This is a genomic window from Streptomyces sp. NPDC006529 (assembly GCF_040611795.1).
Lineage (GTDB): Bacteria > Actinomycetota > Actinomycetes > Streptomycetales > Streptomycetaceae > Streptomyces.
The window spans coordinates 20,639-38,506 of the sequence record NZ_JBEXPB010000025.1 but is presented as its reverse complement, the minus strand read 5'-3'; the positions used below and the strand labels follow the sequence as shown (position 1 = coordinate 38,506).

Here is a 17,868-nt window from a genome sequence, read left to right as displayed (position 1 = left end):
GGTAATCTACGCACCGGTAACCCCGTCCGACCAGCCCCTGGACCCCTTTTTCACCGAGGCTCCACGCCGTCGACACGAGCCGCGTCAGGCCGCTGCCGCCGCCGAGGGGACGTCGGAGCAGCCCCGGCAGCGGCCCGGGGCCGGGGCCCGGAAGGCCCGTTCGCAGCCGTCGCACGTCTGGAAGGGGGCCGGCCGCGCGACGGGCAGGGCGACCCGGGCGGGCGGCAGCGGGGGCGGGATCTGCTCCCGGAGACGGTGCCCGAGGAGGCCGGCCGGGTACCGCAGGTCGGCGGGCAGGTCGGCGGCGAGCATGCGGCCCACGGCGTCCGGCTCGACGCCGCGCTCCAGCCACTGCGAGACGCCCGGCGCGAGCCGCTGGACGGCGCGCTGCGAGAGCAGCAGCCGGGGGTCGTCGAGCCGCAGCCGCGCCAGCAGTTCGAGGGCCTCCTGCCGCACCGGCCCGGCGGGCTCGTCGGGCTCTACGGGTTCTACGGGCTCCTCGGCGCGGGGCGGACGTACGGGGCGGGGTTCGGGGGTGGGGGCGGGCGCGGGGGCCGGGGTGGGGCGGGGCACGGGAGTCGGCGCCGGAGTCGGCTCCGGCCCTGGTCCGTCGTCCCGGGGCGGGAGCGGTGCGGGCTTCGGGCCGGCGGGGGTCAGGCCGCGCGGCTGGTTGTAGGACAGCGTGCGGGTGACGATCCGCCCGGTCTCCAGCCGGACGCGCACCCGCTCCAGGTAGCCGTGCTCCACCAACTCCCGGAGGGCCGAGGCGATCCGGATCTCCCCCTCGGGGAAGCGCCCGGCCAGCGCCTTGACGCCGACGGGCGTGCCCTCGGGCATCGACTGGATGTAGGTGGCGAGCCCGATCGCGGTCAGCGACATCCGCCCGTGCTGGGCGAGGTGGTTGCTCACGATGACGAAGTGTCCGGTGAGCCGCACGTTCACGTGGACGACACCGGATCGGACGGACCCGGCGCGAACGCGGGGCGAGGCGCACGGGGGCGCGCTAAGGTGCTTTGAAGCCATGGGGAAGGTGCTGTCTTCCTGCGTTGGTCAGGCCCTCGTTCGGGATGCCAGTCCCGGCGGGGGCCGTCTCATGTCTGATGGTGTGCGGAGCATATGCCTGCCAACCCCCTCGAAATCCAGCCCAGTTGGCAGAGTTCACCCATGCGAGTGAGCGAGCCCCGGCGGGGAGCGGGAGGGGTGGGTCGGTTGGTTCTCACCCCGGTACTTAAAGCTTTGACGTCGCCCCCCACCGCATCGCGAAACCCCACGACCCGGCACCCCGCCCACTCGCCGCCCCCCGGGTCGCGCCGCCACAGGACCCGGTCCCACCTGCGCATTCCGCTGCGGCTCAGTCGAGTTCGGCGAGCCGGTCCACCAGCACCCGGCCCTCCCGCGCCCCCTGTCGCAGCAGGAGCGCGCCTACCGTGTGCAACTCGCCCCACGCGTGGGGCCGACCGATCTCAGAAGCGTCGCCGATCACGCCGAGCGCCGTCGTCAGCGCGGCGTCCGCCTCTCCGGCGCCCGCGTGGGCATGGGCCAGGCACGCCCCGTACCAGGCCCGGTCCCGCCGGAACTCCGGCGCGAAACCCGCCAGCCCCAGCGTCAGCTGGGCGACCGCGCCGCTCCAGTCCCTCAGGTGCAGGTCGGCCATGCCGCGCTGGGCCGCGAACCAGGATTCGCCGTAGAAGTACAGCCAGGGCGGAGCGTCCGTGGCGTTGGCGATGATCGCCTGCGCCTCATCGAGCCTGCGGTGGGCCTCGGCCCCGTCACCCTCCAGGGCGTGGCCCCGGCCGGCCATCTGTACGGCCATGGCGCGCGTGGTCTCGCTCGCTCCGGCCGTGGACGCGGCGGCCTCGCCGAGCCGGACGCAGCGGCGACCCTTGCCCTGGGACCAGGCCAGGTGGGCCTTCATGCTCATGGTGGTGGCCGCCATGTCGCCGTATCCGGATTCCAGCGCCCAGTCGTAGGACCGGTCGAACCAGCCCAGCGCCACGGCGGCGTTGTCCTGGTCCTGCGCCATCCAGGCGAGGAACTGCGCGTACTCGGCCATGAGCCGCACGAGCTTGTCCGCGAGGGGCCCCCGGGCCCGGTCGTAAAGCCCGGCAACAGCCTGGAACTGCGCGGCCACGACGGAGTTCATGACGCGCGAACCCAGCGTGTCCTCGGCCCGCCGGTGCTCCGCCAGCAGCCGTTCCATCGCCGCGAGCGAGGGCGCGTCCAGCCGCATTCCCGACGCGGTGATCCGTCGCAGCCGCTCGGTCTCCGGCTCGGCCACCAGCCGGGGCAGCACCAGCGACGGCAGGGGCATCTCCGACCCGGCCCCGCCGCAGAGGAGCTCGGCCGGGATGCCCAGGCCGCTGATGATGCGCCGGCGGACCTCGACGGAGGTCACCGCGCGCCGCCGGTTCTCGATCGCGGAGACGTCGGGCTGCGCCAGACCGATGAGGGCGCCGAGCCGGCTCTGGCTGGTGCGCGTCACCTTGCGCCACGCCGTGAGCAACGCCGCCCAGTCCTCGGCCACCGCGGCGGCCCGGAGTTCCGGGTGCACCCACGCGTCCAGCTCAGGCTCCATGCCCGAAATATAGGACGGCCCTATAGGACGCGGCAGTGGATTGCCCGGGGTTCCGCCCGCCATCGTGGTCGGCGCCGGGACGACCGAAGAAGGTGGTCGGCCACCGCCCCGGCGGAACCACCCGCTGACAACGGCAGGAGCACCACCATGGACGTACGCGAGACCGGGCCGGCCGAGGGATTCGGGCACGTCGGCCACCCGCTGCTGCACGCACGGGTCCGTGACCCGCGGTCGGGGCGCGAGGGCGAGTTGATGGCCGTCGTCGAGGAGTGCGTCGGCACGGTCGCCGGAACCCCCCGGCACGCCCGGACCGCGTACGTCCGCGACGCGACCGGCGTCGAGTTCACCGCGGCCCCCGACACCCTGGTGCGGCTGTGAGCGCCGCCGCCGGCAGGATCTGCGCCGTCTGCGACCGCCCCATCCGGACCGGCGGGGTCGAGTTCATCCGCCACTCCACGTCCGGTGCCCGCCCCTCGGACTGGGCCCACGCCATCCGCGACCCGGGCTGCAAACCCGCCCGCCCGGCCGCCCGCTGACGCACCGCAGCCCCCGCCCGGACGGGGGCGGGGGCTGCGGTGGGTGTGCGTACCGGCGCGGGGCCGGCGGCGTACGGTCAGACGCTGACCGGGACCTTCTCCTCGGACGCGGCCGCCGCTTCGGCGGACACGGCGGGCTCGGCCGCGGGGACCTCGTCCAGCGGGGAGGACGAGGCGGCGGCGTAGGCCGTGCGGTCCAGGATGCCCTCGCGGGCGGCGACGATGACCGGGACCACGGCCTGACCGGCCACGTTGGTGGCGGTCCGCATCATGTCCAGGATCGGGTCGATCGCCATCAGCAGGCCGACGCCGGCCAGCGGCAGGCCCAGCGTGGAGAGGGTCAGCGTCAGCATCACGGTCGCCCCGGTCAGACCGGCGGTGGCGGCGGAACCGACCACGGAGACGAACGCGATCAGCAGGTAGTCACCGACGCCCAGCGGCACGTCGAAGATCTGCGCGATGAAGATCGCGGCGAGCGCCGGGTAGATCGCGGCGCAGCCGTCCATCTTCGTGGTCGCGCCGAACGGGACGGCGAAGGACGCGTAGTTCTTCGGGACGCCGAGGCGCTCGGTGACCTTCTGGGTGACCGGCATCGTGCCGACCGAGGAGCGCGAGACGAAGGCCAGCTGGATCGCGGGCCAGGCGCCCTTGAAAAACTGGAGCGGGTTGACCTTGGCGACCGTGGCCAGCAGCAGCGGGTACACGCCGAACAGCACGAGCGCGCAACCGATGTAGACGTCCGCGGTGAAGACGGCGTACTTGCCGATCAGGTCCCAGCCGTAGCTGGCGATGGCGGTGCCGATGAGGCCGACCGTACCGATCGGGGCGAGCCGGATGACCCACCACAGGGCCTTCTGCAGCAGCTCCAGCACGGACTCGGCGAGCGTCAGCACCGGCTGCGCCTTCGCGCCGAGCTGGAGGGCGGCGATACCGGCGACGGCGGCGAGGAAGACGATCTGCAGGACGTTCAGCTCGGTGAACGGCGTGATGATGTCGTTCGGCACGATGCCGGTCAGGAAGTCGATCCACGAGCCGTGCCGCTTGGGCTCCTTGCCGTCGGCGGCGGTGAGACCGGTGCCCGAGCCGGGGTTGGTCAGCAGGCCGATCGCGAGGCCGATGGCGACCGCGATCAGCGAGGTGATCATGAACCAGAGCAGCGTGCGCGAGGCGAGGCGGGCGGCGTTGTTCACCTTCCGCAGGTTGGTGACCGACACCAGGATGGCGAAGAAGACGAGCGGGGCCACGGCCAGCTTGAGGAGCTGGACGAAGATGTCGCCGACCTTCTCCAGGGTGGTGGCCAGCCAGCCGATGTCCTGGCTGCGCGAGAGCCAGCCGAACAGGACGCCGAGCACGAGACCGGTGACGATCTGGGCCCAGAAGGGGAACTTGAACGAGCGGGAGGCCTTGACGGGGGCCTCGGGGGTCGCGGACACGGACACTCTCCGGAGGATGGTGGTGATGCGGTACGGCAGCCGAAGGTGGCCGGCCGGGACCGCTGCTGCATGCGGGGCTGGGTCAGCGACAGCAGCAACAGGCCGCGGACGCGCGGCGGCAGAGGTCTACGTGCAGGCGCGCCACGAGCAGGGTGCTCATGGCTTCGAAGGGCGCAACTGACGTCAACATGTTGAACACGCTAACACTTATCCTTTGAGAATCTCAAAGGACTGCTTTGAGCACCCATCAGCCGGAACCCCGTAGGGCCGCCCCACGATGCGCAAAAGCGCCCCGCCCGGGGTCGATCCCGGTGGGGCGCTTCGACGCGAAAAAGTGAGGGGAGGGGGAGGGTCAGTGCGCGCGGGCGGCGTCGTCCGCCGCGTCCTCCTGCGCACGGTTCTCGGCGAGCCGCTCCTTCGCTCCGGCCACCCGTCCGGCGATCTGCTCGGACATCACGTCGCGCTGCTTGCGCAGCAGCACGAAGGAGAGCGGCGCGGAGAGCACCAGCGCGAGCAGCGCGACCCAGGCGAGGTTGGCATCACCGAGCGCGGACGGCACCAGGCCCACCTTGACCAGGGCGAGGACGGCGACGAAGCAGCCCACGAAGATGGCCAGCCGCATCGTGGTGTAGCGGATCGTTGCGCTCGGCTTGAGGGACACGGTGACCCCTTCTCTCTGTCTACGTCGGTCTACGTCGCCTGTGAACGTCGGGTACGCCCCGACTTGCCCGTCCAGTGAAGCACGCCCGGCCCCGCCCCCCGCCCGCCGGGGCCCTTCAGCGCAGGGGCAGCAGCATCGTGACGTCGTCGCGGTCGTCGCCCGGGGCGACCCGGATCGCGCCGGGCACGCGGCCGACCTCGCGGTATCCGCAGGAGGCGTAGAACCGCTCCAGGCCGAGCCCGCCGCGGCAGCCGAGCCGGATCGCGTCGATGCCGTCGATGGCGCGGGCCGCGTCGGCGACGGCCGCCATCAGCGCGCGTCCGGCGCCCCGGCCCTGGAGGCCCGGCGCGACCATCACCGTGTACACCCAGAGCCAGTGCCGCATCAGGGCGTGCGAGTTCAGGGCGAGGAACGCGGTCGCCGCCACCCGGCCCTCCTCGTCGTACCCGACGACCAGCCGGGTCCGGCCCTCCGCCATCGCGGCGAGGTGCCCCAGCAGCGCGGGGCGGACCGTCTCGCGGGTGACGGGCGCCACGAAGCCCACGGCGCCCCCGGCGTTGGACACCTCGACCCACAGGTCGAGGATCTGCGCGTGCAGGTCGGCATCGACGGCCGGGTCGGCGGCGAAGGTGAGGGAAGCGGGGGTTGTAAGAGTCACGAGCGCAGACTAGCCATTACCCATACCGTCCGGCAACGCCGGAAGGCCCCGGTCCGAGGGGACCAGGGCCTTCCTGTCAGCGCGTCGCGGCGGATCCCGTCAGCGCCTCGCGCCGGACCTCAGAGCCGCATCGCCTGCGGCTCGTCGCGCAGCCCCGCCTCCGGGCCCGGGTACTCACGGATGATCTCGTAGCGCGTGTTGCGCTCGACCGGGCGGAAGCCCGCGTCCCGGATCAGCTCCAGCAGGTCATCGCGGCCCAGCTTGTTCGGCGTGCCGTAGTTGTCCGCGTCGTGCGTGATCTTGTACTCGACGACCGACCCGTCCATGTCGTCCGCGCCGTGCTGGAGCGCCAGCTGGGCGGTCTGCACGCCGTGCATCACCCAGAAGACCTTGACGTGCGGGACGTTGTCGAAGAGCAGCCGCGAGACCGCGAAGGTCTTGAGCGCCTCGGCGCCGGTCGCCATCGTCGTGCGCGCCTGGAGCCTGTTGCGGACCTTGCCGTCCTTCATGTCCACGAAGTCGTGCTGGTAGCGCAGCGGGATGAAGACCTGGAAGCCGCCGGTCTCGTCCTGGAGTTCGCGCAGCCGCAGCACGTGGTCCACGCGGTGGCGCGGCTCCTCGATGTGCCCGTAGAGCATCGTGCACGGGGTCTTGAGACCCTTCTCGTGCGCGAGGCGGTGGATGCGCGACCAGTCCTCCCAGTGGGTGCGGTGGTCGACGATGTGCTGGCGGACCTCCCAGTCGAAGATCTCCGCGCCGCCGCCGGTGAGCGACTCCAGGCCGGCCTCGATCAGCTCGTCCAGGATCTCGGACGCCGTGAGACCGGAGATCGTCTCGAAGTGGTGGATCTCCGTCGCCGTGAACGCCTTCAGCGAGACGTTCGGCAGCGCCTTCTTCAGCTCGCTCAGCGAGCGCGGGTAGTAGCGCCACGGCAGGTTGGGGTGCAGGCCGTTGACGATGTGCAGCTCGGTGAGGTTCTCGTTCTCCATGGTCTTGGCCAGGCGAACGGCTTCCTCGATGCGCATCGTGTACGCGTCCTTCTCGCCCGGCTTGCGCTGGAACGAGCAGTAGGCACAGGAGGCGGTGCAGACGTTCGTCATGTTGAGGTGACGGTTCACGTTGAAGTGCACCACGTCACCGTTCTTACGGGTGCGCACCTCGTGGGCGAGGCCACCGAGCCAGGCCAGATCGTCCGACTCGTAGAGGGCGATGCCGTCCTCACGCGTCAGCCGCTCGCCGGAGCGGACCTTCTCCTCCAGCTCGCGCTTGAGCCCAGCGTCCATGTGCCGGTCGCCTCCTGTGTCTGTCCTGCTTACGTGCGTACCTGTGCTGCGAAACCCCGACCCACCGTACTCTCAGTGCTCCTCCGGCAGTTCCCCGACCCGGTTCTCCCACTTGGTGGAGAGCACGATGGTGGTGCGGGTCCGGGAGACGCCCTTGGTGCCGGACAGCCTGCGGATGATCTTCTCCAGGCCGTCCACGTCGTTCGCGCGCACCTTGAGCATGAAGGAGTCGTCGCCCGCGATGAACCAGCAGTCCTCGATCTCCGCGAGGTCGCGCAGCCGCCGGGCCACGTCCTCGTGGTCGGCGGCGTCGGAGAGGGAGATGCCGATCAGCGCGGTGACGCCGAGGCCGAGCGAGGCGGCGTCGACGGTCGCGCGGTAGCCGGTGATCACACCGGCCGTCTCCAGCCGGTTGATCCGGTCGGTGACGCTGGGGCCGGAGAGGCCCACGAGCCGGCCCAGCTCCGCGTAGGAGGCACGCCCGTTCTCCCGCAGGGCCTGGATGAGCTGCCTGTCCACGGTGTCCATATACCTGGAGCCTTCCATTATTCGGCGATCCCGCAAGTTTACGTATAGAATCTAAGGCACACAGGGTCGACGCCCTGTGAATCTTTCAACAGATCAACGATGATCTGACAATCTTCAGGAGTGGTTCACCGTGTACACGATCGAGATGGCCTACGCGCAGATGCGACAGCTTCAGGAGCTGGCCAACCGATCCCGTGCCCACCAGCCCGCCGCCGCCCGGCGTGTCGACAAGACCCGCAAGGCGTTCGGCGCCAAGAAGCGCTAGTACCGGTCCAGCCGGGGCTAGTCCTCACCAGCACCGGGACCGGGAGCACGGGCCGCGCCCAGCTCCCCGTCCCAACGGCGGTACAGCCGGTGCGGCACCCCTGCCGCGTCCAGGACCCGCCCCGCGACGAAGTCGGCCAGATCCTGGACGTGCGTCGCACCCGCGTAGAACGCCGGAGAGGCGGGCAGCACCACTGCGCCCGCCTCGTCCAGCGCCACTAGGGCCTTCAGCGTCTGACCGCTCAGCGGGGTCTCCCGCACCACGACCACCAGCCGGCGCCGCTCCTTGAGCGTGACGCTCGCCACCCGCTGGAGCAGGTCCTTCGACAGCCCCAGCGACACCCCCGCCACGCACGCCGTGGACGCGGGCACGATCAGCATCCCCTTGACCGGGTACGAGCCGGACGACGGCCCGGCCGCCAGGTCCCCGGCGTTCCAGTACCGCACCGCGTCCAGGCCGAAGCCCGCGAAGGTGCCCGGTTTCCCGTCGGCCCCCCGCTCCAGCCACTGCTGAAGGTCCGCGCGCCAGTGCGCGTCGCGGAAGGCGATCCCGGTCTCGTCCAGCAGCGTGAGCCGCGCGGACCGGCTGACCACCAGGTCCACGCTCTCCCCCGCCGCGAGCAGCCCCCGCAGCACGGACGCCGCGTACGGCGTACCGGACGCCCCCGAAACCCCGACCACCCAGGGGGTGCGCTTGCCGTCACTCATGCGTCCGAGCCTATCCGGGACTTAGGGGGTGTCTTGTGGATCATGCCGGGCTCGCGGCGCCTGGCACCGCGCCTCGCCGCGTTGTCGTCGGTCGCCAATGCTCCGCATTGACTCCCTCCTCCGCCTTGCGATGCACGGCGCCAGGCGCCGCTCCCTGATCCGGCCTGATCCACAAGACACCCCCTACAGCGCCAGCCCCCGCACCATCAGGTCGCCCAGCGCGCACACGAACAGCGCGATCCCGATGAAGCCGTTGACGGTGAAGAAGGCCCGGTTCAGCCGCGACAGGTCCTTGGGGGTCACGATCGTGTGCTCGTAGCCGAAGGCGGCCACCACGACGACCATCCCGGCCCAGAAGAAGGCCCCCGCGCCGGTGGCGAGCGCGTACCAGACGAGCAGCCCGGTGGTCACGACGTGGCAGACCCGCGCCCCCCACAGCGCCGCCGGGATGCCGAAGCGCGCCGGGACGGACTTGACGCCCTCCGCCCGGTCGGCCGCCACGTCCTGGCAGCCGAAGATCAGGTCGAAGCCGCCGATCCACACCCCGACCGCGAGCCCGAGGACGACCGCGTCCCAGGACCACTCGCCGGTCACCGCCAGCCAGGCCCCGACCGGACCCATCGCCTGGGCCAGGCCCAGGATGGCGTGCGGGAAATTCGTGAACCGCTTGCCGTACGGGTACACCACCATCGGGACCACCGCGACGGGCGCCAGCGCCAGGCACAGCGGGTTCAGCAGCGCCGCCGCCCCGAGGAAGACGGCCAGCGCGATCCCCGCGCCGGTCCACGCGGAGCGCACCGAGACGGCGCCCGTGACGAGTTCGCGCCCGGCGGTGCGGGGGTTGCGGGCGTCGATCTCGCGGTCGATGATCCGGTTCGCGGCCATCGCGAAGGTGCGCAGGCCCACCATGGCGACGGTGACCAGCAGCAGCGTGACCCAGTGGACCTGCCGGTCCAGCTGGAACATCGCGGTGAGCGCGGCGATGTAGGCGAAGGGCAGCGCGAAGACCGAGTGCTCGATCATCACCAAGCGCAGGAACGCCTTCACCTTGCCGGTGGGCTGGGTCGCGGGGCCGGGTCCGACCACTCCGTCGGCGGTGGTCATCATGCGAGGCTGCTCCGGAAGTCTTCGAGGTCGCTCAGGAGCGCGGCCGAGACCAGCCGCCCCAGGTCCAGCGTCTGCGGTCCCTGGCCGTCGTGGCCCTCGGGCGGGGTGACCTCGGCGGTCACCGCCCAGCTGTCGCCGTCGGCGGGACGGGCGTCCAGGCGCAGTACCGAACCGGCCTCCAGGGTGAACGCCTCGCTGCCCGCCAGCCCGGCGGCCAGCTGCCCGGCGAAGTCGTCGGCCTCGATGTCGCGCAGACCGGGCAGCTCGAAGCCGTCGCCCTCGCCGCTCGCGTCCTCGCTCATCAGGGCCCAGATGGTGCCCGGGCCCACGAACTCCTCCGGGGTGACGCCCGCCGCGGCGGCGGCCGCGCGGATGTCCGGGTCGGCCGGGTCCAGTTCGGGGCGCACGAGGGCGACGTACGCCGTGTCGTCACCGATGAAGAGGGCGGGGCCCCCAGCGGTCTGGCTCACAGGCCGTACTCCTTCCAGCGGCGGTCCACGAGGGCGGCGGTCGCGGGGTCGGACTCGACCATGTCGGGCCAGCCCCCGTCCCGCGTGTACCCCTCCTCGGGGAGTTTCTTCGTCGCGTCGATGCCCGCCTTGCCGCCCCAGAACTGCTGGTAGGAGGCGTGGTCCAGGTGGTCCACCGGGCCCTCGACGACGGTGAGGTCGCGGGCGTAGTCCGTGTTGCCCAGCGCCCGCCAGGAGACCTCGTGCAGGTCGTGCACGTCGCAGTCGGCGTCCACCACGATGATCAGCTTGGTCAGCGACATCATGTGCGCACCCCAGATGGCGTGCATGACCTTCTGCGCGTGCTTCGGGTACTTCTTGTCGATCGAGACGATCGCGCAGTTGTGGAAGCCGCCCGATTCCGGCAGGTGGTAGTCCACGATGTCCGGGATGATGATCTTGAGCAGCGGCAGGAAGAAGCGTTCCGTCGCGCGGCCCAGCGGACCGTCCTCGGTCGGCGGCCTGCCCACCACGATCGACTGGATCAGCGGGCGCTTGCGCATCGTCACGCAGTCGATCGTCAGGGCCGGGAAGGGCTCCTGCGGGGTGTAGAAACCGGTGTGGTCGCCGAACGGGCCCTCCGGGAGCGTCTCCCCCGGCTCCAGCCAGCCCTCGATGACGACCTCGGCGTGCGCCGGGACCTGGAGCGGGACCGTCTTGCAGTCCACCATTTCGATCCGCTTGCCCGCGACGAACCCGGCGAAGAGGTACTCGTCGATGTCGCCCGGCAGCGGCGCGGTGGAGGCGTACGTCACGGCCGGCGGGCAGCCGAAGGCGATCGCGACCGGGAGCCGCTCGCCCTTCTTGGCGGCGACGGCGTAGTGGTTGCGGCTGTCCTTGTGGATCTGCCAGTGCATGCCGATGGTGCGCTTGTCGTGGCGCTGGAGGCGGTAGAGGCCGAGGTTGCGCACGCCCGTCTCGGGGTGCTTGGTGTGCGTGAGCCCCAGGTTGAAGAAGGAGCCGCCGTCCTTGGGCCAGGTGAAGAGGGCCGGGAGCCGGTCCAGGTCCACGTCGTCGCCGGTCAGGACGACCTCCTGGACGGGCGCGGACTCGCCCTTCACCTTCTTCGGCGGCACGTGCACCATCGAACCGAGCTTGCCGAAGGCCTCGCGGACACCGATGAAGCCCTGCGGCAGCTCGGGCTTGAGCAGACCGCCGATCTTCTCGCTGATCTCGGCGTAGGACTTCAGGCCCAGCGCCTTGAGCAGGCGGCGGTCGGTGCCGAAGACGTTCATGGCCAGCGGCATCGCCGAGCCCTTGACGTTCTCGAAGAGCAGCGCGGGACCGCCCGCCTTGTTCACTCTGTCGACGATCTCCCCGACCTCCAAATACGGGTCCACTTCGGCCTTGATGCGCTTGAGGTCGCCCTCCCGCTCCAGAGCCCGGAGCAGCGAGCGGAGATCGTCGTAAGCCATGCGACCCAGTATCGGCCACGGACTACCCTGGGAGGGTCACCGGGGGCCGACGCGGCCCCGCCACCGTCTTGGGGGTCTGGCTCTCACCGTGCTGCGCTATCTGCCGTTCCTGCTGATCATCGCGCTGACCATCTATGCCTTCATCGACTGCCTGAACACGCCCGAGGAAGAGGTCAAGCACCTCCCGAAGGTGGTCTGGGTGATCATCATCCTGCTGTTCTCCATCGTCGGCCCCGTCGTGTGGCTGTTCGCCGGGAAGAAGCGCTCCGCGATCGGCGGCGGCCGCGCGCGGCGCGCGCAGTGGGTCGCGCCGGACGACAACCCGGAGTTCCTGAAGTCCCTGCGCGATGAGCAGGACAAGCAGGACCGGGGCGACCCCGACAAGGGCTGATCCCGGCGCTCCGCCCCCCTGGCCGCACGCACGAGGGCCGGGCCCCCCGAGGGGGCCCGGCCCTTCGCCGTCCGTGCTCCCGGTGGCTACACGCCGCCGTAGGAGTGCTTGCCGTTGAGCAGGATGTTCACGCCGTAGTAGTTCCAGATCCAGCACGCGAAGGCGAAGAGCGCCAGGTAGGCGGCCTTGCGGCCCTTCCAGCCGGCCGTGGCGCGCGCGTGCAGGTAGCAGGCGTAGGCGACCCAGGTGATGAAGGACCAGACCTCCTTGGGGTCCCAGCCCCAGTACCGGCCCCAGGCGTCGTTCGCCCAGATCGCGCCAGCGATGATCGTGAAGGTCCACAGCGGGAAGACCGCCGCGTTGATCCGGTACGAGAACTTGTCGAGCGAGGCCGCCGAGGGCAGCCGCTCCAGCACCGAGGTGCGCAGCGCGCCGGGCGTACGGCCCGCGGCGAGGTGGCTCTCGTAGCCCTCGCGGAACAGGTAGAGGACCGTGCCGGCCGCGCCGATGTAGAAGACCGCGCCGCAGATGATCGCGGTGGAGACGTGGATCCACAGCCAGTACGAGTGCAGGGCCGGGACCAGCGCCGCGCTGTCGGTGTAGAGCCAGGTCGTGGCCACGCCGAGGTCCAGCAGGACCGTGGTGACCAGGATCAGGCCCATCCAGCGGACGTTCTTGCCCAGCGCCAGCAGCAGCAGGTACGCGCCCGCGGCCACCGTGGAGAAGGTGATCGAGAACTCGTACATGTTGCCCCAGGGGGCCCGCTGCACCGACAGGGCGCGGGCGACCACGCCGCCCGCCGCGAGCAGGAAGCCGAGGGCGGTCAGCGAGATCGCGATCCGGCCGTACAGGTCGCCCTGGACGGTGCCGCCGGCCGCGCCCGGGCCGTCCGGCACGTCGCGCGTGCCGGTGGCCGAGCGGGTGACGACCTGCGGCTTGTCGAGGACGGCGGTGCCGCCCGCCTTGGAGCGGACCTGGACGGCGGGGGCCTGGGCGGCGCCGGCCGTCAGCGCGTTGGCCGTACGGGCCACCTTGCTGCGGCTGCCGAAGGTCCACTCGGCGATGTGGGCGAAGAAGGCGAGCGTGTAGACCGCCATCGACGAATAGATCAGCACGTTGCTGGCGTGGGCCAGGCTCGTGTTGGTCGCGGCTGCTGCGAGCAGCGTCATCCGCGTTCTCCTTCAACGGTTGCTTCGACAGGGGTGGGGGCGGGGTCGGCGGCGGTGGGCGCACGCTCGTTCAGCGTGGCGGCGAGGTCGGCCAGCTCCTCGGGAAGCCTGGCGGACTCGCTGCGGCCGAGGCCCGCCATCTCGACGACGGTCACGCCGTCCTCGCCGGTCACCGCGCGGACCCAGATCCGGCGGCGCTGGATGAACAGGGACGCGGCCAGGCCGAGGATGGCCGTCACCGCGCCCGCCAGCGCGTAGCCGGTGCCGGGCTCCTGGGAGATCTGGAAGGTCGCCCAGCGCTCGATGCCCTCGAACTTCACGGTGCCCGCGCCGTCGGGGAGCGTCATCGTCTCGCCGGGCAGCATCAGCTGGGAGAACGGATCGCCGTTCTCCTTCTTGAACTGCTGCATCTTGGCCGTGTCCAGCTGGTACACGTTCTGCGGCAGCCCCGAGTCCACGCCCAGGCTGCCGTGCCAGGCGTTCAGCGCCAGGACCGGGAAGTCGGCGGCGGGGAACTGCGAGGCCATCGTGCCCTGGCCCTTGCCCGCGAAGGTCGGCACGAAGCGGGCGTTGAAGCCCAGCTGCTCCTTCTTGCCGTTCTTGTCCTGGTAGCCGTCGGTGACCTTGACGGCTCCGGCGGAAGTCAGGTTCGCGTCCTGCGGCAGCATCGGCACGGCGTCCCGGAAGACGACCTTGCCCGAGGGGTCGGTCACCGAGAGGACCGGCGCGTAGCCGTGGCCCAGCAGGTAGACCTTGGAGCCCTCGACGTCGAGCGGCTTGTTGACCTCGATCTCGGTCTTCGTCGGGGTGCCGTGCGCGCCCTTGCTGTAGGTGACGTACGCCTTGAACTCGCGCGGGGTGCCCTTCTGCGGGCCGCTCTTCTCGTACTCGGCGTCGAACTGGTCCAGGGTGAAGCTGAAGGGCGGCAGGTCGTCGGAGCTGAAGAGGCTGCCGGACTTGAAGTCGTCGTACTGGGTGAGGGTGTTCGAGAAGCCCTTGCCGCGCAGGACGAGCTTGCCGCCCTCGGACTTGAGCAGCTGGCCCGTGGCGAAGGCCACCAGCATCACGATCAGGGCGATGTGGAAGGCCAGGTTCCCGGCCTCGCGCAGATAGCCCTTCTCGGCGGCGACCGCGCTCCCGGCGGTGTTGGCGTCCGTACGGAAACGGCGCCCGCCGAGGACCTCCTTCGCGTACGAGAGGACCTCCTCCGGGGCCGCCTCGGTGCGCCAGGTCGTGTAGGCGGGGAGCCGGTCCAGGCGCCGGGGGGCGCGCGGCGGGCGGCCGCGGAGCTGGCCGACGAACTGCCAGGTGCGCGGGACGATGCAGCCGATCAGCGACACGAACAGCAGGATGTAGATCGCGGAGAACCACACCGAGCTGTAGACGTCGAAGAGCTGGAGCTTCTCGGCGGCCGGCACCCAGAACCCGTGCTTGCCCTTCCAGATCTCGACCTTCATCGGGTCGACCCGGTTCTGCGGGATCAGGGAGCCGGGGATCGAGCCGAGGGACAGCAGGAAGAGCAGGATCAGCGCGACCCGCATGGAGGTGAGCTGGCGCCAGAACCAGCGGGCCCAGCCGAGCACGCCGATGCCGACGGCGGGACCGCCGGCCGGCGGGTCCTCCAGCGGCGCCGTGGACAGCTGGGCTGCCGCGGCGGCGTCGGTGACCTCGGCGGCGGCTTCCGCGGCGGCGTGGTCGGGGTCCGGCGCCTCGGTGGGCGCCTTGTCGGTCGTACTCATGTGCGTGTAGTCCTCAGATCCCCACCGTGAAGCCCTGTGTCCAGCTCTGCATGTCGCTGACGATGGTGTCCCACCAACCTGTGACGAGCAGCAGACCGGTCAGGATCAGCATGCCGCCGCCGATGCGCATCACCCAGGCGTAGTGCCGCTGCACCCAGCCGAACGCGCCGAGCGCCTTGCGGAAGGCGATCGCGGCCAGGATGAAGGGCACGCCGAGGCCCAGACAGTACGCGGTGGTCAGCAGTGCTCCGCGCCCGGCGCTCGCCTCGTTCAGGGAGAGCGTGTTCACGGCGGCGAGGGTCGGGCCCATGCAGGGCGTCCAGCCGATGCCGAACAGGACACCGAGGACGGGCGCGCCGATCAGGCCGCCGGTGGGCTTCTTGTGGAAGCGGAACTCCCGCATCGTCAGACCCGGGATCAGGCCCATGAAGAAGAGCCCCATGAGGATGACCACACCGCCCAGCACCCGCGAGATCACGGCCCGGTGGTCCTGGAGGACGTCGCCGAAGTAGCCGAAGAGGGCGCCGGTGGAGACGAAGACGGCGGTGAAGCCGAGGATGAACAGGCTCGCCCCGGCCAGCATCCGGCCGCGCCGGGCCTCCGCCATGTCGGCGCCGGTGACGCCGGTGACGTAGGAAAGGTAGCCGGGGACGAGCGGCAGCACGCACGGGGAGAAGAAGGAGACGAGCCCGGCGAGTACGGCGATGGGCAGCGCCAGCAGCAGGGCTCCGCCGAGAACGGTCTCGTTCACGGCGCTCACTTCTCCGCGAGGAGCGGGTCGATCATCTTGCGCAGCTGGTCCTCGTTGACCGCGACCAGGGTGCGGGCGGCGATCCTGCCCTGCTTGTCGAGGACGATCGTGGAGGGGATCGACTGCGCGTTGAGCGTGCCCTTGGGGAAGCGGAGCATCAGCTTCCCGTCGGGGTCGTAGAGGCTCGGGTAGCCGATGCCGAAGTTCTGCTCGAAGGAGGCCGCGTTCTGCTTGCTGTTGTCGCGGGTGTTGATCCCGACGAAGGCGACGTCCTTGCCCGCGTCGGCCAGCTCCTTGGAGACCTTGGCGAAGTAGGGTGCCTCGGCGCGGCAGGGCGGGCACCAGGAGCCCCAGACGTTGAGGACGACGACCTTCCCCTTGAGGGTGGTCGTGTCGAGCGTCTTGCCGTCGACCGTCTCGCCGTCGAGCTTGGGGGCGTCGTCGCGCTCGCCCTGGGCGACGGTGGAGATGCCGCCCGGGCCGGTGACGTAGTTGCCCCCGGCGGAACCGGTGGACTTGCCGCCGCCAGCCCCGTCCCCGCAGGCGCTCAGGGTGAGGGCGCCCGCGACGGCCACGGCGGTCAGCAGGGCGGCGCGACCGCTGGTCGAGCGGCGGCGACTACGACGGACACGCGCGCGGCTAAGGCTCATGTGAAAAGTTTCGCATGGGTGAATTGTGGATCTTGCGCGCCCCCCGGCGGGCCGGGCGGGCTCGGGGAGGGAACGGTCAGGGCGTGGCCGGGACGCGGTCAGGCGGCGGTCAGGAAGGTCTTCCAGCCGCCGGTCGGGGGCTGCCCGGGGGCGAGGCCGCGCAGTTTCGCCAACACCTTGGGGTCCTGGACGTCGAGCCAGTCCGTGAACTGACGGAACGATACGAGACGTACATCACTTTTGTCCGCCATCGACTTGAGCGCTTCCTCGACGGCGTCCATGTAGATGCCGCCGTTCCAGTCCTCGAAGTGGTTGCCGATGAAGAGCGGCGCGCGGTTGGTCTCGTAGCCCCGCCGGAAGCCGCCCTGATAGGCGGCCGTCGCCTGGCTGCGCCAGGCCGGGTAGTTGGACGGGACGCCCCGGGTGCTGCTCTTCGACTGGTTGGCGAGGATGTTGTAGTCCATCGAGAGCACCTCGAAGGAGTGCCCGGGGAAGGGCATGGACTGCAGCGGCAGGTCCCACACGCTCCCCTTCTTCTCCGGCCACTGCTGGAGGCCGCCGGGCGAGCTGGCGTCGTAGCGCCAGCCGAGCTTCTCGGCGGTGGGCAGCAGCCGGTCCTGGCCGAGCAGGCACGGCGTACGCGCGCCGACCAGCTCCTTCGCGTAGTCGAAGGGCAGCGGTTCGAGGTCGGTGAAGCCGGTGTGGGTGCGCCACTTCGTGACGAAGGACACGGCCTGGTCGATCTCGCTCTGCCAGTCCTGCGCGCTCCAGTGGGCGACCGAGCCGGAGCCGCCGCAGAAGTGCCCGTTGAAGTGGGTGCCGATCTCGTGGCCGTCGAGCCAGGCCTGGCGGACGTACTTCAGGGTGTTGCGGACGTTCTCGTCCTTGAGGTAGCCGATGTCCGAGGCGCCGACGGGATTGTTGGGCGGCCGGTAGAGGTCCCGCTTCGACTCGGGGAGCAGGTAGATCCCGGAGAGGAAGAAGGTCATGGCCGCGTGATGGTCCTTGGCGAGCTTGAGGAAGCGCGGGAAGAGGCCGTTGCCGATCTCGCCCGCGCCGTCCCAGCTGAAGACGACGAACTGCGGCGGGGTCTCGCCGGGCTGAAGCGGGACGGGCTTCGGGGGCTGGTGGGGCTGCGGCCCGGTATCGGCGGTGGACCCGTCGCCGATCGGCCTGACCGGATGCGCCGCGCCGCCGCTCGGGGCGGGCCCGGCCTCACCGGGCCCGGCCCCCATCCGGGCGTCCCCGGACCCGGCACCCCCGCTACACCCCGCGACCCCCACCAGGGCCGCCGCCCCGAGCCCGGCCCCAAGTCCGAGCCCGAGCGCGCTCCTTCGGCTGACCTCACGCATGTCCGCTCACCTCGCTGATGGAATGTCGTATAAACGGACATTCCACCGGAGCCTGATCCCGAGCACGGCGACGGCGCGTCGACTTGTATGAAATTAGCCCAACCCATGGCCAATCTTGACGATCACGGGGGGCGGGGGG

21 protein-coding genes are annotated in these 17,868 nt (G+C 70.9%); 4 read left to right on the top strand and 17 right to left on the bottom strand.

The features are described 5' to 3' along the window. Positions 1–84: 84 nt before the first annotated feature. Both ABZY31_RS18755 and ABZY31_RS18750 read right to left on the bottom strand, forming a co-directional pair. Positions 85–909, bottom strand: a complete 825-nt coding sequence (locus tag ABZY31_RS18755) for a helix-turn-helix domain-containing protein (protein WP_356411625.1) — start codon at positions 907–909, stop codon at positions 85–87. Between the two features lie 442 nt (positions 910–1,351). Further along, on the bottom strand, positions 1,352–2,575 hold the full coding sequence (locus ABZY31_RS18750) for a helix-turn-helix domain-containing protein (protein ID WP_356411622.1): 1,224 nt from the start codon (positions 2,573–2,575) through the stop codon (positions 1,352–1,354). 147 nt (positions 2,576–2,722) lie between these two features. Here ABZY31_RS18750 and ABZY31_RS18745 point away from each other — a divergent pair, with 147 nt between their 5' ends. Beyond that, positions 2,723–2,953 carry a hypothetical protein gene (locus tag ABZY31_RS18745; protein ID WP_356411619.1) on the top strand — a complete coding sequence of 77 codons (231 nt, stop codon included), beginning with the start codon at positions 2,723–2,725 and terminating at the stop codon, positions 2,951–2,953. Next, complete coding sequence (locus ABZY31_RS18740; protein WP_356411616.1) at positions 2,950–3,111, top strand: hypothetical protein; 162 nt, start codon at positions 2,950–2,952, stop codon at positions 3,109–3,111. The genes ABZY31_RS18745 and ABZY31_RS18740 overlap by 4 nt, the downstream gene beginning before the upstream one ends. A 77-nt stretch (positions 3,112–3,188) precedes the next feature. Here the strand turns inward: ABZY31_RS18740 and ABZY31_RS18735 are convergent, their stop codons facing one another. The 6 genes from ABZY31_RS18735 to ABZY31_RS18710 all read right to left on the bottom strand — a co-directional run bounded on the left by ABZY31_RS18735 (position 3,189) and on the right by ABZY31_RS18710 (position 7,674). Continuing rightward, positions 3,189–4,550 (bottom strand): dicarboxylate/amino acid:cation symporter, encoded by a 1,362-nt coding sequence (locus ABZY31_RS18735; protein ID WP_356411613.1) that lies wholly within the window; start codon positions 4,548–4,550, stop codon positions 3,189–3,191. Positions 4,551–4,626: 76 nt separating this feature from the next. Further along, complete coding sequence (locus ABZY31_RS18730; RefSeq protein ID WP_330335068.1) at positions 4,627–4,704, bottom strand: putative leader peptide; 78 nt, start codon at positions 4,702–4,704, stop codon at positions 4,627–4,629. Between the two features lie 192 nt (positions 4,705–4,896). Next, entirely contained in the window at positions 4,897–5,205 is a 309-nt protein-coding gene (locus ABZY31_RS18725; RefSeq protein ID WP_356411610.1) for a DUF4229 domain-containing protein, read from the bottom strand. Positions 5,206–5,320: 115 nt separating this feature from the next. Beyond that, the gene (locus ABZY31_RS18720; protein WP_356411607.1) at positions 5,321–5,863 is read right to left on the bottom strand and encodes a GNAT family N-acetyltransferase; all 543 of its coding nucleotides are present in this window, start codon (positions 5,861–5,863) and stop codon (positions 5,321–5,323) included. Positions 5,864–5,982: 119 nt separating this feature from the next. Beyond that, positions 5,983–7,146, bottom strand: coding sequence for an aminofutalosine synthase MqnE (gene mqnE / locus ABZY31_RS18715; RefSeq protein ID WP_356411604.1), 1,164 nt, complete (start codon positions 7,144–7,146; stop codon positions 5,983–5,985). A gap of 72 nt (positions 7,147–7,218) precedes the next feature. Further along, positions 7,219–7,674, bottom strand: coding sequence for an Lrp/AsnC family transcriptional regulator (locus tag ABZY31_RS18710; RefSeq protein ID WP_330331057.1), 456 nt, complete (start codon positions 7,672–7,674; stop codon positions 7,219–7,221). Between the two features lie 130 nt (positions 7,675–7,804). Between ABZY31_RS18710 and ABZY31_RS18705 the strand changes: the two genes are divergently transcribed. After that, on the top strand, positions 7,805–7,939 hold the full coding sequence (locus ABZY31_RS18705; protein WP_356411773.1) for a hypothetical protein: 135 nt from the start codon (positions 7,805–7,807) through the stop codon (positions 7,937–7,939). A gap of 17 nt (positions 7,940–7,956) precedes the next feature. On the opposite strand, the gene ABZY31_RS18700 is transcribed toward ABZY31_RS18705, so the two are convergent. The 4 genes from ABZY31_RS18700 to ABZY31_RS18685 all read right to left on the bottom strand — a co-directional run bounded on the left by ABZY31_RS18700 (position 7,957) and on the right by ABZY31_RS18685 (position 11,677). Then, entirely contained in the window at positions 7,957–8,646 is a 690-nt protein-coding gene (locus ABZY31_RS18700; protein ID WP_356411601.1) for a UbiX family flavin prenyltransferase, read from the bottom strand. Positions 8,647–8,829: 183 nt separating this feature from the next. Continuing rightward, positions 8,830–9,750, bottom strand: coding sequence for a menaquinone biosynthesis prenyltransferase MqnP (gene mqnP / locus ABZY31_RS18695; protein ID WP_356411598.1), 921 nt, complete (start codon positions 9,748–9,750; stop codon positions 8,830–8,832). Continuing rightward, the gene (locus tag ABZY31_RS18690) at positions 9,750–10,223 is read right to left on the bottom strand and encodes a hypothetical protein (RefSeq protein ID WP_356411596.1); all 474 of its coding nucleotides are present in this window, start codon (positions 10,221–10,223) and stop codon (positions 9,750–9,752) included. The genes mqnP and ABZY31_RS18690 overlap by 1 nt, the downstream gene beginning before the upstream one ends. After that, entirely contained in the window at positions 10,220–11,677 is a 1,458-nt protein-coding gene (locus ABZY31_RS18685) for a menaquinone biosynthesis decarboxylase (RefSeq protein WP_356411593.1), read from the bottom strand. Before ABZY31_RS18685 ends, ABZY31_RS18690 begins: the two co-directional genes overlap by 4 nt. Positions 11,678–11,765: 88 nt before the next feature. On the opposite strand from ABZY31_RS18685, the gene ABZY31_RS18680 reads away from it, so the two are divergent. Beyond that, on the top strand, positions 11,766–12,068 hold the full coding sequence (locus ABZY31_RS18680) for a PLD nuclease N-terminal domain-containing protein (protein ID WP_356411590.1): 303 nt from the start codon (positions 11,766–11,768) through the stop codon (positions 12,066–12,068). 86 nt (positions 12,069–12,154) lie between these two features. On the opposite strand, the gene ccsB is transcribed toward ABZY31_RS18680, so the two are convergent. From ccsB to ABZY31_RS18655, 5 genes are all read right to left on the bottom strand, one after another. Continuing rightward, positions 12,155–13,231: a c-type cytochrome biogenesis protein CcsB gene (gene ccsB, locus ABZY31_RS18675; RefSeq protein WP_356411753.1), complete on the bottom strand. Its 1,077-nt coding sequence runs from the start codon at positions 13,229–13,231 to the stop codon at positions 12,155–12,157. 2 nt (positions 13,232–13,233) lie between these two features. Next, the gene (locus ABZY31_RS18670; protein ID WP_356411587.1) at positions 13,234–14,976 is read right to left on the bottom strand and encodes a cytochrome c biogenesis protein ResB; all 1,743 of its coding nucleotides are present in this window, start codon (positions 14,974–14,976) and stop codon (positions 13,234–13,236) included. A 13-nt stretch (positions 14,977–14,989) separates the two neighbouring features. Beyond that, positions 14,990–15,736 carry a cytochrome c biogenesis protein CcdA gene (locus ABZY31_RS18665; protein WP_356411584.1) on the bottom strand — a complete coding sequence of 249 codons (747 nt, stop codon included), beginning with the start codon at positions 15,734–15,736 and terminating at the stop codon, positions 14,990–14,992. After that, complete coding sequence (locus ABZY31_RS18660; RefSeq protein WP_356411581.1) at positions 15,733–16,377, bottom strand: TlpA disulfide reductase family protein; 645 nt, start codon at positions 16,375–16,377, stop codon at positions 15,733–15,735. The genes ABZY31_RS18665 and ABZY31_RS18660 overlap by 4 nt, the downstream gene beginning before the upstream one ends. Before the next feature lie 98 nt (positions 16,378–16,475). After that, positions 16,476–17,729 (bottom strand): hypothetical protein, encoded by a 1,254-nt coding sequence (locus ABZY31_RS18655; protein ID WP_356411579.1) that lies wholly within the window; start codon positions 17,727–17,729, stop codon positions 16,476–16,478. Between the last annotated feature and the right edge of the window lie 139 nt (positions 17,730–17,868).